Genomic DNA, 13,483 nt, shown 5'->3' with positions numbered 1-13,483 from the left:
AGTACGCCATCGTACCTGAAAACCCTCACTCTTCCTCCAGCGCGGCGAAGCTGTGCGCCAGATAGTCGATCAGCGCGCGCACTGCCGGCAGCAGGCCGCGCCGCGAGGGAAACACGGCGTGGATGATTTCACGCTGCGGCCGCCACTGCTCCATCAGCGGCAGCAGACTGCCATTGGCTACCTGCTCGGTGATCATCATGGTCGGCAGCTGCACCACGCCCACGCCGGCCACGGCCGCGTCGCGCAAGGTCAGCATGTCGCCCGTGACGAAGCGTGGCACGTGGCGCAGCTGGGCGCGCGCGCCGTCCGGGCCGTGCAAATCCCATTGGTAGTGCTGTTGCGGCATGCCCAGGGCCAGGCTGGGCCAGTCGGCCAGGTCGGCCGGTGCGATTGGCCTGGCGGCGTCGCCGAAAAGCAGCGGGCTCCCCACCATGCACTGGCTGCGCTCGGCCAGCACGCGCAGCACCAGGTCGCTGTCGGGCAGCGGCGGCGGACGCACGCGGATGGCCACGTCGATGCCTTCGGCCACCAGGTCGACGCGGCGGTTGCTCGCTTCGAGCAGCAGGGTCACCTGCGGATGCTCGCGCATGAAACCAGCCAGCATGGGCGCCACCAGGGAGTGCAGCAGGGCGATGGGGCAGGACAGGCGCACCGTGCCGCGCGGCGCGGCCCGCGTCAGTTCGATCGCTTCTTGCGCCGCTTCCGCTTCCACCAGCATCGCCTTGCAATGTTCGTAAAACGTCTGCCCTACGTCGGTGACGGAAAAATGCCGCGTCGTGCGCTGCAGCAGGCGCACGCCGAGGCGCTCTTCCAGCAGCGCGATGCGCCGGCTCAGTTTGGATTTCGGCATGCCCAGCGCGCGCCCGGCCGGCGCGAAGCCGCCATGGTCGACCACCTGCACAAAGTAATACAAGTCATTCAAATCCTGCATGCTGCCTCCTTGATCGTTCTATTTTTAGAACGCTGATGGCGGATTTTACCGTCTACCGCCTCCATCGTTGCAAGCGTATTCTGTCTCCATCGTCATGCACACCCCACAGGAGATCGAGATGAACACAGTCACAGGTATCTATAGCGCACCGCGCCAGCACTGGGTCGGCGACGGTTTTCCCGTGCGCTCGATGTTTTCGTATAACGGCCATGGCAAGCAGCTGAGCCCATTCCTGCTGCTCGACTACGCCGGCCCCGCCGATTTTGCGCCCGGCACGCATCCGCCCGGCGTCGGTTCGCACCCGCACCGCGGCTTTGAAACGGTGACCATCGTCTACAAGGGCGAAGTGGCGCACCGCGATTCGACGGGCCAGGGCGGCGTGATCGGCCCCGGCGACGTGCAATGGATGACGGCCGGCGCCGGGATCCTGCATGAAGAGTTTCACTCGCCTGCCTTCACGCAGTCGGGTGGCACCCTGGAAATGGTGCAGCTGTGGGTCAACCTGCCGGCAAAGAACAAGATGACGGCGCCCGACTACCAAGCCATCACCAGCGGCACCATTCCCACGGTAGCGTTGCCCGATGGCGCCGGTGCGGTGCGCGTGATCGCCGGCGACTTCGATGGCCAGCACGGCCCGGCCCGCACGTTCTCGCCGATGCAGGTGTGGGACTTGCGCCTGGCCCAGGGCAAGCTGACGGAACTGCCCGTCACGCCAGGCTGGAGCACGGCGCTGATCGTCCTGCATGGCACGGTGCTGGTCAACGGCCAGAGCGTGGTGCGCGAGGCGCAGATGGCGCTGTTCGAGCGCGATGGCGACAGCATCACCGTCGAAGCGAACAATGACGCCGTGGTACTGCTGCTGAGTGGTGAGCCGATTGACGAGCCCATCGTCGGTCATGGCCCCTTCGTCATGAACACCGAAGCGGAAATCGTGCAGGCGTTCGAGGATTTCAACAGCGGCCGCTTTGCCCGCATCGCGACGTAATTTGTGTAGTTAATTTGTGCAGTACCCATGCCGCATCCCACGGCATGGTTTTTCAGGAGACCACTATGAGCACCCCCGCCAACTTCCAAGGTTTGCCACCGATGATTGATCCCGACGACGCCGTCATGCTGCTGATCGACCACCAGAGCGGTTTGTTCCAGCTGGTGCGCGACATCGAACAGCATGTGCTGCGCGGTCACGTCACGGCGCTGGCCAAGCTGTCGCGCCTGGCCAATATGCCGACCTTCACCACCGCTTCCGTGCCCGACGGCCCGAATGGCCCATTGATCCCGGAAATCCACCATTTCAATCCGGACGCCGTCTACATCCCGCGCACGGGGCAGATCAATGCCTGGGCCAATCCGGCCTGGGTCGAGGCGATCGAAAAGACGGGCCGCAAGACCCTGCTGATCGCCGGCACGCTCACCAGCGTGTGCATGGCCTTTCCCACCATCAGTGCACTGGCGGCCGGCTACAAGGTGTTTGCCATTATCGACGCCTCGGGCAACTGGTCGAAGATGGCCACCGACATCACCATGGCGCGCGTGACGCAGGCCGGCGCCGTGCCGATCGACACGTATGCGGTACTGGCTGAAGTGATGAGCACCTGGAACCGCGCCGACGCGATGGAGTTCGCCGCCATCATGACCGACCATATCGTGCCGCCGTACCGCGCGCTGATCGAAAGCTACGACAAGGCGCAGGACGTGCAAAAGCATGGCCGGGAAACCAAGCTGGAGATTCTGGATGCGGCTGCCAAGGCTTGAGCGCCGCTACGGCGCTTCGTAGCTGCTGCGTATCGCCGCCAGCGTGCCTCGCTGCTCCAGGCGCGTGATGGCAGCGTTCAGGCGCGCCAGGTCGGCGGCGCTGGTCGTGCGCGCATTGAGCATGAGGTGCACGGGGGCGCGCAGGGCCAGGAACGGCAGGGCGGTCAGGGGGACGCCCTGCTGGCGCGCTTCATGGCGCACGGCCAGTACGTCGCCCAGCAGCAGGTCGGCGCGGCCCGCGTCGAGCATGCGCACGCCTTGCTGGAAACTGCCGAACGCATTCATGCGGCCGGCCTTTTCCAGTGCCGGCCGGACCGCCGCATAATCTGCCCCATACCAGCCGACCTTGGGCGCCAGCAGGGTGGCCGTGCTGCGCGCCAGCTGGCCGAAGCTGCCGACAGGGCGCTGCACGGCGGGCGTGCCAGCCTTGCCGAAGATGCCCACGGTTTCGTCGCGGTAGCGCATGCTGAAACGTGCATACGCATGGCGTTCCGAGGTGTCGGAGGCGGCGGGCAGCAGGTCCAGCTCGCCCTTCTGAAACAGCAGTTGGCGCCGCGCCGTGGGCAGTTCCGGCACGCTCAGCAAGGTGCAGCGTGCTTCTTTAAAGATGGCGCGCAGCAGCTCCAGGTCCAGCCCCGTATATTTGCCTTGCGCGTCACGATACAGGTAGGGCGGCCATTGCTCGAGCGCCATCGTCATGCGGCAGGCCAGGGCGGGCAGGGCGCAGAGGCCGAGCACTGCCAAAAACAGGAAATGGCGCATATGCATACGGGAGGTGTTTCCATGGTGTGTCACTGATGTTCAATTTGCCAGAATACCCGTGGAAGTCAAGGGGGCTGGGTCTCCTGGGCAGGTGCGGCGGTGCTTTTCGTGGATTTTCGCACGCTTTTTGCCGATTCCCTGCGCCGCCGTCCGGCGCCGTGAACACCGTGCAGTGTAATCGGCTATAGTGGCGCGGTGCACTATCGCCCCGCAAAGGAAGACCGCTTGACTGCCCCGCTCGAGATTGCCGCCAATGTACTGATGACTGCCTCCATCATTCTGGCCGGACGCAATAATATTCATTCCTGGTGGATCGGCATGCTCGGCTGCGTGCTGTTTGCCGTGCTGTTTTTCCAGGTTAATCTGTATGCCGACGTGATGCTGCAGCTGTTTTTCATCGTCACCTGCGTCATCGGCTGGCTGCAATGGCGGCGCGGCGCCGGCGGCAAGCCGTTGCCGATCACGCGCATGGGCTGGCGCAGCCTGGCCTGGGTGGTGCCTGCCGGCATCGCCTCCGTGCTCATCTACGGCATGCTGCTGCACCGCTTGACGAATGCCTACGCGCCCTTCATCGATTCGGCAGTGTTGGTATTTAGCATCATCGCGCAATTCTTGCTGATGAGCCGGCGCATCGAAACCTGGGCCTTCTGGCTGCTGGTCAACACCGTCGCGGTGCCGCTCTACTACAGCCGCGGCCTGCACCTGACGGCCGTGCTGTATGCGGCCTACTGGGTTAACGCCCTGATTTCCTGGTACTGGTGGAGCGTGCAGGCACGCCGTGCGGCACTGGCGCCCGCGGCGCCGTCCGCGGTGAGTGCCGACGCCTGATATTGCCAAACGCCATGTCCTTAGATTCAAATCGTATATACAATCAATTTTTAATTCGTTCACGCCATAAAGACACCGAGATATAGTGGCTTTTCCCCGCTTACCGGTGTTTTTTATGTTGCGCATTAGTCTTTCTACCTATTTTTACGCCGCCCCGCATCAACTGACCATGCAATGCATGGCGCAGTGGATGCCGATGCGTGCCCGTCCACGCATCCCCTAAGTCATTCCCATCCGTTTCGTTGTCGTTTGCCCGCTGGCCCACCCGGTCCGCGTGCCCCTGCTCGGCCTTTTTATCTGATAAAGGCTGCAATCCCAATAAGAGGAAACCATGTTCAAACCACTCGCCATCAGTCTTGCCATCGCCGCCGCCTTTCCCGTTTTCCCCACCCTTGCGCACGCCGAGGACGACATGCTGCGGGTTAACGTCACCGGATCGAATATCCGCGTCAGCGAAAAGGAGGGCGCCAGCGCCGTGCAGGTCATCACCGCCAAGGAATTGAAAGCCAGCGGCAAGACCAGCGTCTCGGAGGTGCTGCGCGCCATTTCCGCCAACAGCGGCAATAGCTACAACGAACAATATACGGGCAGTTTCTCGGCCGGTACCTCGGGCCTGTCGCTGCGCGGCATCGGCCAGCAAAATACCCTGATCCTGGTGAATGGCCGCCGCGTGGCCAGCTATGCCACGGCGCAGGATTTGCAGCAAACCTTCGTTGACCTGAACAGCCTGCCGATGGCGGCCGTGCAGCGCATCGAGGTGCTCAAGGATGGCGCCTCGTCCGTGTATGGCTCGGACGCCGTGGCTGGCGTGGTCAACATCATCCTGTACAAGGAATTCACGGGCACGGACATCACGGCGCAATGGGGTGGCTCGACGCAAGGCACGGGCCAGCATGAAAAGAGCGCGGCGTTGCAAACGGGTTTCGGCAAGATCGAGCAAGATGGCTACAGCGTGGTCTTCTCGGTCGATGCGCAGCAGCGCGACAAGCTGCAGCAAAGTGACGTGGCATGGCTGCGCGATGCCGATTACCGCCAGCAGCAGCGCGGCAGCCTGGGTTGGACCGCCACGAATTATGCCGGCAACGATCCCACGCAGACGCTCGGTGGCGTGCGCGGCCCGCTGCAACTGGTGCCGTACAAGGACATCAATCCCGATCGCAGCGGCCAGGTGCTGGCCTACAATCCGGCGCCGTATAAAACGCTGATCCCGGGCATCCAGCGCATCCACTCGTCGCTGCGCGGCACCCTCAAGCTGAACGCGGACACGGAAGCTTATGTCGACTTGCTGCACAGTTATTCGCGCGCCGACCAGACCTTCAGCGCGCCTTTGAGCGTGAATAACGCCACGCGCGTGTGGAATAACAGCACCAAGCTGCTCGACACCATTCCCGTGGTGCTGCCCGTGGGCCATCCAAACAATCCGGGCACCACGCCCTTGCCGTTCACGGCCACCCTGTTCGACCTGGGCCCGCGCCTGAAGCAGGACCGCGTCACCTTCTACCGCGCGCTGGTCGGCGCCAAGGGTACTTGGGCGGGCTGGGACTGGGACACGGCCGTGGCCCATTCCAGCAGCAAGCTGGAAGAAACGGTGCAGAACTTCGTCAACCGCTATGAATTCCAGAAAGTGCTGGCCGAGGGCAGCTACAATTTCTTTGATCAATCGCAAAACAGCGAAGCGGTGCGCAAGCGCCTGCGCTTGTCGACCCTGCGCCCGGCCGAATCGACGCTCGATACGCTCGACTTCTCGGCGGCCAAGGAGATCTGGGACTTGCCCGCCGGTCCGCTGGGGTTTGCCGCCGGCTTTCAATGGCGCCGCGAAAAGATGGATTCGCAAACCTCGACAGCCGTGCTGTCGGGCACGGAATTGCGCCCCGCACTTAATATCATCGACGGCTCGCGCAATGTGTCGGCCCTGTTCGCCGAATTCAATGTGCCCGTGGTGAAGGACCTGTCCGTCAACGTGGCGGGCCGCGCCGACCATTACAGCGACTTTGGCAATGCGTTTTCACCTAAAGCCAGCGCCCGCTATCAGGCGGCGCCATGGCTGCTGCTGCGCGGCACCGTTTCACGCGCCTTCCGTGCGCCGTCGCTGCCGGAAATCACCGACAGCACGGCCGTCAGCTATACCGGCGTGATCGATGCCCGTGATCCATTGACGCCAACGCAGTCGCGCGGCGTGACGGTCATGACCATCGCCAATCCGAACCTGCGTCCCGAGCGCTCGAATAACCTGAACCTGGGCGTGGTGGTGTCGCCCACCAGCAGCTCGAGCATCGGCCTCGATTATTACCGCATCAAGCAAGATGGCGTGATCGGCACGGCCAGCGCCACCACCATTCTCGAGAATGAAACCACGGCGCCGCAACAGATCACGCGCGGTGCCGATGGCCGCATCACGACGCTGTACCGCCAGTTCCGCAACCAGGGGAAGCGCGAAGTATCGGGTATCGATATCGACCTGCGCCAGCGCTTCGTCGACAAGGACTGGGGCAAGCTGACCCTGGCCGGTCAACTGAGCCGCGTGCTGCGCTTTGCCGAGCCCTTGTCCGATGGCGCGCCGCTGACGAATGGCGCCGGCACCAATTATTTCGGTTCCATCCCGAAATGGCGTGGCGTCACCTCGGCCACTTGGGAGCAGGGCAAGTGGTCGTCCACGCTCACATGGAACTACGTGGGCAGCTATGCGCAGCAGAAGCATCTCGATGAATCGGTGGCTGCCTTCAGCACCTTTGACGTGACCAGCAGCTGGCAGGTGACACCCAAGGCGAACGTCACTTTCGTCGTGCAAAACCTGGCCAACAAACGTGCGCCCTGGGACTATGCCTCCACCGGCTTTGACTTTACCCAGGCCGATCCGCGTGGACGCGTTGCGGCACTCAAGCTGAACTACAAGTTCTGAGCGCGCGGCAGATTTACCACTAGCGCCCGCCCGCCGCCTGCCGCTGTCCTGTCTGCTCCTGCAGGCGCTGGCGGTAGGCGCTGGGCGTGACGCCCATGCGTTCACGAAAGGCGGTGGCGAAGTTGCCCGCGTTGTGAAAACCGATCAGCAGGGCGATATCCTGTACATCGATACCCGTCTGCTGCAGCAATTCCACACCGCGGGCGATGCGCGCTTCGCGGATGAAGGCAAACACGGTCATGCCCGTTTGTTCGCGGAACATCAGGGTCAGCTTTTCGCGGTAAGTGCCCACGCTGCGGGCGATGTCGGACAGGTTGGGCAGGCTGCCCAGGTTGTCGAGAATGAGCTGTTTGACGGCATTCACGAACACCAGGTCGGGATGCTGCAGCTTGTCGCTGATCGGCATCGCGGCTGGCAAGGTACTGTTGCTTTTACGCATCAACCCCAGGTGGATATGGATGCGCGCGGCCAGTTCTTCCGGCGTGAACGGCTTTGAAATGTAATCGACGCCGCCCACCTGCAAGCCCATGATGCGTTCCTTGGCGGCATCGGCGCCGCTGAGAAAGATTACGGGTATCTGTTCCGTTTCAGGGTTGGCCTTGAGCAAACGGCATGCCGTGTAACCATCCATCTCGGGCATGCGCACGTCGAGCAGGATCAGGTCGGGAAGCGTGGCCAATGCCAGCTGGTAGCCCTGGTAGCCATTGAACGCGATGCTGAAACGGTAGGGCTGCTCGCTGAGCAGCTCCATCAGCATGCGCTGCTCGAACGCGGAATCGTCCACGATCAAAATGTTTTTTCTGATGGTTTCGCTGGTCAATGGCATGGTTTGGATGACTTAACCAAAAAGCAAGTTGTGGCTTATTATGCCTCGCTTTTTCTTTTTTTTCTGCTTTTCTCGCGTTTCAAAAGAGCTTTCTCCGCCAGAAGAAGCGGCGATTTCCCAGATCGCTAATAATTCACTCATGCATTGACTTGAAGCAATGTCGATTGCTAAAAAATCTGCTTTGCGAATGCGGCAAAAGAGCTGTAGGCCACAGGTTCCTGGCTCTCAGCGCTGATGTTTTGTTGTCCTGGTTTGCGTGCCCCAGAAAACGCCGGCAATACCGTGACTATCCTCGACGCCCCTCATATTGACGGGCTCATTAATGATGTTTCATCATCAGGAGGTATCATGTTGCGAGTTATTTTTCCCCGCTTTATCGTTGCCGCCAGCGTTGTTGTGGTCAGCACGGCGCTCATGCCTGGCGTTGCCGACGCAGCCGTGTATTTGAACGGCAGCAACACCGCGACCTTTGATGTCACCCTGAAAATCATCGCCAATTGCACCATTGCGGCGGCCAATCTCGACTTTGGCCAAAGTCAGGGTGTACTGGCTACTGCCGTGAACGTCAATACGACCGTGAGTGTGATCTGCACCAATACCACGCCGTATAACGTGGGCCTGACGGCGGGCACGGGCACGGGTTCGACCGGCACCACGCGCTATCTGAGCGGCACCGGCGGCAACCTGGGGACGGTGCAATTCAATTTGTACCAGACAGCCGGCGCCACCTTGTGGGGCGATACGCAGGGCACGAATACGGTCGGCGGCACCGGCAGCGGCGCATCGCAGCCGATCACGGTGTACGGCAATATTCCGCCGCAAGCGACACCGGCGCCCGATACCTACAAGTCGACCATCACGGCCACCGTTTACTTTTAAGTCAGGCGCTGCGTGAAGGCCGGTGTTGCTTCCCTGATCAAAAGCGTGCTGGCGCTGCTGGCCTGCTGCGCGGCGGGCGTGCACGGCGCCAATCTGCAGATTTCGCCGGTGACGCTGACCCTGCGCGCAGCACAGAGCGCGGCCGGGATCAATCTGCAAAACCTGGGCGACCAGCCCATGTATGGACAGGTGCGGGTGTTCGCCTGGGACCAGCGCGATGGCGAAGAAGTACTGGCACCCACGCAGGAACTGGTGGCCAGTCCGCCGATCGTGGAAATCGCCGCCAACAGCCGCCAGGCCATCCGCCTGGTGCGTGCCCAGGCCGGCTCTGTCGCGCAGGAAAAAACATATCGCGTGCTCATCGATGAAGTCAGCCGCGACGATGACCTGGGTCGCAGCGGCGTCGATATCCGCCTGCGCTACTCGGTGCCCGTGTTCGTGCTGCCGGCCGGTGCGGCGGGCAAGGAAATGCTCGACTGGCACATCTTTCGTGAGCGGGGCGAGTGGATGTTGCGTATCAAGAACAGCGGCAATGTCCATGCGCAGATCGGTGCGATGGCATTCACGAACCAGGCAGGCAAGGAGTTTGTTATCAGCAAGGGGCTGTTTGGCTATGTCTTGGCGGCACGCATGCGTGTATGGCGCCTGCCCGTCGCCAGGGAGGCTGAACTGGATGGGCCGTTGAGTATTGCGGTGAATGTGAATGCAAAGGCGCTCGTTGCCACGAATTCGACACCTTGAACTGAACCGCCATGGCGGGCGAGCTTGCCGCGCGCCTTCGGCATGGGCGCAACCGGGTTAAACCATGAGACGCGCACTGAGCTGGCGGACCTGCTGGACCTTGCTGCTGCTGGCCATGGCATCACTGGCCAGGGCCGATGGGTCGGCTGCCGTGACGGGCGCCGATCCGGGGCCGGCCAGCTTGCCCAGCGATCCGATGGCACCGAATGAACTGTATCTGGAGGTCACCGTGAATGCTGTATCAACCGGGCTGATCTTGCGTTTTACCCAGGTGGGTAAATCCTTGCGCAGCAGTGTGGCGAACTTGCAGCAGCTTGGGCTGGACCCGGCGCGCCTGGGCGCGCCCGCTCGGGCCGACGTGGCGCTCGATGCGATTCCCGGACTCAGCTATGACTATGATGCGGCGCGCCAGAGCGTGTCGCTGCAGGTGGCGGACGACTTGCGCTCGCCGTACCGCATCAACGCGCGCCTGGGGGCGCAGACACCGCCGTCGCGCGTCACGCCCGGCGCCGTCCTCAATTACGAAGCCTATGCGGAACTGGGGAAAACGCGGCGCGCCGCCATCTTTAACGATGTGCGTTATTTCAATGACAGCGGCGTTTTTAGCAATACCGGCACCGTGAACCTGGGCGCGGACCAGCGCAAGTACATGCGCTTTGACACCTTCTGGAGCCACGCCGACCCCGAGACCCTGCAAACGTGGCAAGTGGGCGACCTGATTTCCTCCTCGCTCAGCTGGAGCCGCGCCGTGCGCGTCGGCGGTGTGCAGTGGCGCAAGAATTTCCAGCTGCGTCCCGACCTGCTGACGTTTCCCGTCGCCTCCGTCGATGGCACGGCGCTGGTGCCTTCGTCGCTGAGCTTGTACGTCAATGGCGTGCAGCAATATGCTGCCAGCGTGCCCAGCGGTCCGTTTGTGCTGAACCAAGTGGCCGGCATCAATGGCGCCGGGCAAGCCACCGTCATCACGCGCGATCCGCTGGGGCGTAGCGTGACGACCGTTCTGCCCCTGTATGTCGATACGCGCATGCTGGCCCGCGGCTTGAGCGATTACTCGGTCGAGGCGGGCGCCGTGCGGCGCGAGTATGGCCGCCGCCTGTTCGGCTATGAACGGCAACTGCTCGCCAGTGCGTCCGGCCGCCACGGCATCAGCGACAACTTCACCATCGAAGGCCATGCGGAACTGACTGCCGGCCTGTATCAGGCGGGGGCGGGCGCGCTGCTGCGCCTGGGCCAGGCGGGCGTGCTGAGCGGTTCGCTGTCGGCCAGCACCGGCCGCAGCCGTGGCGTGCAGCTGGGCGCCGGCTACCAGTACATGGGGCCGCGCTTCAGCGTCGATGTGCAAAGCGTACGCGCCAGCGCCGGTTTTGGCGACCTGGCCTCGCGCGATGGCAGTGCCGTGGTGCGCGCGGCGGATAGATTCACCGTCAGCTTGCCATTGCCGGCAGGAAGCAGCATCAGCAGCAGCTATATCAGTTACCGCACGCCCGGCGCGCCACCGTCGAAGCTGGCCACGGTGGGCTTTTCGGCCACCCTGTTTCACGCCCTGTTCTTCAACGCCAGCCTGTTCCAGGACTTGCGTCAACGCGGGAAGCGGGGTTTTTACTTCGGCCTGAGCATGGCTTTCGACAACAATCTGGCCATCAGCACGAACAGCAGCCGGCAAAACGGCGAGAGCGGCCGCAGCATCAGCGCGCAGCGCGCGGCGGACTTTGGCGGCGGCTTTGGCTGGGGCTTGCAGGCGGGCACGGTGGGCGGCAACGCCTACCGGCAGGCGCAACTGGAATACCTGGGCAATGATGGCCGCCTCAACGCGCGCACGCAAAGCAGCAGCATGGGCAATGCTTCTTCGCTGGGCGCGGCCGGTGCGCTGGTGCTGATGGATGGCCATGTCGAGGCGGCGCGCCAGGTGGGCAACGGTTTTGCGCTGGTCTCCACGGGCGGCGTGGGCAATATTGCTGTGTTGCATGAGAACCGCCAGATCGGCCTGACGGGCAGGAGCGGCTATCTGCTCGTGCCGAATCTGAATCCCTATGGCAATAACCAGATCAGCATCGCCACGGAGGAACTCGACGTCGATGCGCGGGTGCCCGTGACGAATATCAATGTTGTGCCGCAACAGCTGGCTGGCGTGCTGGCCGCCTTTCCCATTGAACGCTACAGCGCGGCCACCGTCATCGTGCAAGGCGCCGATGGCAAGCCGCTGGCGACGGGCTTGCCCGTGCTGCACGTACAAAGCGGCAAGCAGACGGTGGTGGGATTTGACGGCATCGTTTTCGTCGACGATCTGCTGGAGCAGAATCAGTTGCAAGTCGGCGAGGGCGACAGCGCGTGCACGGTGCGTTTTGCCTATGCGCGTCCGGCGGCGGGCGGCTTGCCCGTGCTCGGGCCGCTGCGCTGCAGCGCCGGCGCCGGGGCAGACCGCTGATGCGCCGCCTGCTGCTATGGCTGACCATGCTGCTGGGATGTGCCTGGGGCAGCGTGGCGCAGGCCGATACCTGCACGGTCAGCATGACGAATATCGATTTTGGCCCCGTTAGCCCGATTTCCGGCACCGATCACGTGGCGCAGGCAACGGGCACCTTTAGCTGCGTGTTTTCATCGCTGAACCTGGGGCAGTTGCTCACGCCGAATGCGCAAGTGTGCATCTCGCTGGGGCTGGGCACGAATTCCACCTCGGCCTTGCCGCGCAAGCTGGGCAATGGCAGCAATCGCATGGAGTACAACGTGTATGTGGACAATTCGTATGCGACGGCGAAGATCTGGGGCGGCGCCGGCGTGACGGGCGCGCCATCGACCTTCGGCATGATTTTGTCGGCCGGCGTGCTGGCGCCGCCCGGCACGTATTCGATGACGTTCACCGTGTATGCGAAGATCCCTGCCGGTACCGCGCTGGCGGCCGTGCCCACGGTCGCTAACGCGAATACCGTGTATACCTCGAGCTTTGCCGGCCAGGGTACGTACACCTACACCACGTATGGCCTCGTCAATTTGTCTGGCTGCACTGTCAATAGCGGCAGCTTCGGTTTTACGGTGAATGCCACGGCCGTCAACGACTGCACCATCACGGCCAGCCCGATGGCGTTCGCGAACGCTTCCATCCTGACGGGTAACTTGCGCAGCACCAGCACCTTGTCGGTGCGTTGCGTGAATAACAATGCATATCAGATTGCCCTGAACGGCGGCAGCGTGGCGGCCGATGTGGCGAATCGCCAGATGAAAAATATCTTAACGACGGACAAGGTCAGTTATCTGCTGTCGTCCACCCTCGATGGCCCGCTCTGGGGCGATGGCACGGCTGGCAGCAGCATGGTGACCGCTACGGGCACGGGCGCCAGCGTGCCGCTGACGATTTACGGCCGCGTGCCGGCGCAGGTGTCGCCGCGCCCCGGCGACTACAAGGACACGGTGACGGCAACGATTTATTTTTAGAACGTGACGGTGACGAGGCCGGCACCTGATGGTGTTGCCTGCTGTAGCAGCAGATACGGCGTGTTGTGCTGGCAGCGCACCTGGGCGCTGTTGCGCTGTGCAACGATGGTGCAGGCTTCCTGGACGACGAAGGTGGCCTGGAACGAAGCGGAAGACACGGTACCGGCGGTGGTGGTCTGGCAAAGGGACAGGGCGAGCATGGCGGGCAGTACGGCAAGTTTCAAAGGGGTCATCGTGAATGTATCGCGTGAAAAACGGGCGTCGGCAGCAGCGCTGGAAGGCGTGGCGGACACCGTTTTTCGCACCGGGATTGGGGGAGCAGAACCAGCCATGATTGTACTTGAACGAGGAAAGTGTGAGTTTTTGCGTATTTTCAAGCCGCTACCGTGGCATCAAGGTCACTTGCAAAATGATAGTAATTAAGTTTTCGTGTTGC

13 protein-coding genes are annotated in these 13,483 nt (G+C 62.6%); 8 read left to right on the top strand and 5 right to left on the bottom strand.

What is annotated here, in order from left to right; genetic code table 11:
• Positions 1 to 25: 25 nt before the first annotated feature.
• Positions 26 to 931 carry a LysR family transcriptional regulator gene (locus tag ACP7DE_RS17345; protein WP_426073275.1) on the bottom strand — a complete coding sequence of 302 codons (906 nt, stop codon included), beginning with the start codon at positions 929 to 931 and terminating at the stop codon, positions 26 to 28.
• A gap of 118 nt (positions 932 to 1,049) precedes the next feature.
• Between ACP7DE_RS17345 and ACP7DE_RS17340 the strand changes: the two genes are divergently transcribed.
• Together ACP7DE_RS17340 and ACP7DE_RS17335 are read left to right on the top strand one after the other, a co-directional pair.
• Complete coding sequence (locus ACP7DE_RS17340; RefSeq protein WP_426073274.1) at positions 1,050 to 1,916, top strand: pirin family protein; 867 nt, start codon at positions 1,050 to 1,052, stop codon at positions 1,914 to 1,916.
• 65 nt (positions 1,917 to 1,981) lie between these two features.
• A complete protein-coding gene (locus tag ACP7DE_RS17335; protein WP_426073273.1) occupies positions 1,982 to 2,683 on the top strand; it encodes an isochorismatase family protein in 702 nt (233 codons plus the stop codon).
• 6 nt (positions 2,684 to 2,689) lie between these two features.
• On the opposite strand, the gene ACP7DE_RS17330 is transcribed toward ACP7DE_RS17335, so the two are convergent.
• Positions 2,690 to 3,451 carry a substrate-binding periplasmic protein gene (locus tag ACP7DE_RS17330; RefSeq protein ID WP_426073272.1) on the bottom strand — a complete coding sequence of 254 codons (762 nt, stop codon included), beginning with the start codon at positions 3,449 to 3,451 and terminating at the stop codon, positions 2,690 to 2,692.
• Between the two features lie 219 nt (positions 3,452 to 3,670).
• On the opposite strand from ACP7DE_RS17330, the gene pnuC reads away from it, so the two are divergent.
• Both pnuC and ACP7DE_RS17320 read left to right on the top strand, forming a co-directional pair.
• Entirely contained in the window at positions 3,671 to 4,273 is a 603-nt protein-coding gene (pnuC, locus tag ACP7DE_RS17325) for a nicotinamide riboside transporter PnuC (RefSeq protein ID WP_426073271.1), read from the top strand.
• Between the two features lie 331 nt (positions 4,274 to 4,604).
• Positions 4,605 to 7,172 (top strand): TonB-dependent receptor, encoded by a 2,568-nt coding sequence (locus tag ACP7DE_RS17320; protein ID WP_426073270.1) that lies wholly within the window; start codon positions 4,605 to 4,607, stop codon positions 7,170 to 7,172.
• 19 nt (positions 7,173 to 7,191) lie between these two features.
• Here the strand turns inward: ACP7DE_RS17320 and ACP7DE_RS17315 are convergent, their stop codons facing one another.
• Together ACP7DE_RS17315 and ACP7DE_RS17310 are read right to left on the bottom strand one after the other, a co-directional pair.
• On the bottom strand, positions 7,192 to 7,998 hold the full coding sequence (locus ACP7DE_RS17315; protein WP_426073269.1) for a response regulator transcription factor: 807 nt from the start codon (positions 7,996 to 7,998) through the stop codon (positions 7,192 to 7,194).
• Positions 7,999 to 8,010: 12 nt separating this feature from the next.
• The gene (locus ACP7DE_RS17310) at positions 8,011 to 8,139 is read right to left on the bottom strand and encodes a hypothetical protein (RefSeq protein WP_426073268.1); all 129 of its coding nucleotides are present in this window, start codon (positions 8,137 to 8,139) and stop codon (positions 8,011 to 8,013) included.
• 273 nt (positions 8,140 to 8,412) lie between these two features.
• Here ACP7DE_RS17310 and ACP7DE_RS17305 point away from each other — a divergent pair, with 273 nt between their 5' ends.
• From ACP7DE_RS17305 to ACP7DE_RS17290, 4 genes are all read left to right on the top strand, one after another.
• Positions 8,413 to 8,877: a Csu type fimbrial protein gene (locus ACP7DE_RS17305; protein WP_426073389.1), complete on the top strand. Its 465-nt coding sequence runs from the start codon at positions 8,413 to 8,415 to the stop codon at positions 8,875 to 8,877.
• 12 nt (positions 8,878 to 8,889) lie between these two features.
• Complete coding sequence (locus ACP7DE_RS17300; protein ID WP_426073267.1) at positions 8,890 to 9,618, top strand: fimbrial biogenesis chaperone; 729 nt, start codon at positions 8,890 to 8,892, stop codon at positions 9,616 to 9,618.
• A 64-nt stretch (positions 9,619 to 9,682) separates the two neighbouring features.
• Entirely contained in the window at positions 9,683 to 12,043 is a 2,361-nt protein-coding gene (locus ACP7DE_RS17295; RefSeq protein ID WP_426073266.1) for a fimbria/pilus outer membrane usher protein, read from the top strand.
• Entirely contained in the window at positions 12,043 to 13,047 is a 1,005-nt protein-coding gene (locus ACP7DE_RS17290) for a Csu type fimbrial protein (protein ID WP_426073265.1), read from the top strand. The genes ACP7DE_RS17295 and ACP7DE_RS17290 overlap by 1 nt, the downstream gene beginning before the upstream one ends.
• On the opposite strand, the gene ACP7DE_RS17285 is transcribed toward ACP7DE_RS17290, so the two are convergent.
• Positions 13,044 to 13,280 (bottom strand): hypothetical protein, encoded by a 237-nt coding sequence (locus ACP7DE_RS17285; protein WP_426073264.1) that lies wholly within the window; start codon positions 13,278 to 13,280, stop codon positions 13,044 to 13,046. The two genes, ACP7DE_RS17290 and ACP7DE_RS17285, sit on opposite strands and share 4 nt — an antisense overlap.
• Between the last annotated feature and the right edge of the window lie 203 nt (positions 13,281 to 13,483).

Source organism: Janthinobacterium sp. DSP2-3-3 (assembly GCF_049897325.1).
Lineage (GTDB): Bacteria > Pseudomonadota > Gammaproteobacteria > Burkholderiales > Burkholderiaceae_D > Janthinobacterium.
Note: the sequence above shows the minus strand (reverse complement) of the source record. Positions and strands in the feature narration are given on the sequence as shown.

Excerpts from the sequence above, each read along its gene's own strand:
- ACP7DE_RS17320 (WP_426073270.1), top strand. The coding sequence starts at position 4,605 with ATGTTCAAACCACTCGCCATCAGTCTTGCCATCGCCGCCGCCTTTCCC.
- ACP7DE_RS17330 (WP_426073272.1), bottom strand. The coding sequence starts at position 3,451 with ATGCATATGCGCCATTTCCTGTTTTTGGCAGTGCTCGGCCTCTGCGCC.
- ACP7DE_RS17285 (WP_426073264.1), bottom strand. The coding sequence starts at position 13,280 with ATGACCCCTTTGAAACTTGCCGTACTGCCCGCCATGCTCGCCCTGTCC.
- ACP7DE_RS17335 (WP_426073273.1), top strand. The coding sequence starts at position 1,982 with ATGAGCACCCCCGCCAACTTCCAAGGTTTGCCACCGATGATTGATCCC.
- ACP7DE_RS17310 (WP_426073268.1), bottom strand. The coding sequence starts at position 8,139 with ATGAGTGAATTATTAGCGATCTGGGAAATCGCCGCTTCTTCTGGCGGA.
- ACP7DE_RS17315 (WP_426073269.1), bottom strand. The coding sequence starts at position 7,998 with ATGCCATTGACCAGCGAAACCATCAGAAAAAACATTTTGATCGTGGAC.
- ACP7DE_RS17305 (WP_426073389.1), top strand. The coding sequence starts at position 8,413 with ATGCCTGGCGTTGCCGACGCAGCCGTGTATTTGAACGGCAGCAACACC.
- ACP7DE_RS17290 (WP_426073265.1), top strand. The coding sequence starts at position 12,043 with ATGCGCCGCCTGCTGCTATGGCTGACCATGCTGCTGGGATGTGCCTGG.
- ACP7DE_RS17295 (WP_426073266.1), top strand. The coding sequence starts at position 9,683 with ATGAGACGCGCACTGAGCTGGCGGACCTGCTGGACCTTGCTGCTGCTG.
- ACP7DE_RS17345 (WP_426073275.1), bottom strand. The coding sequence starts at position 931 with ATGCAGGATTTGAATGACTTGTATTACTTTGTGCAGGTGGTCGACCAT.
- ACP7DE_RS17340 (WP_426073274.1), top strand. The coding sequence starts at position 1,050 with ATGAACACAGTCACAGGTATCTATAGCGCACCGCGCCAGCACTGGGTC.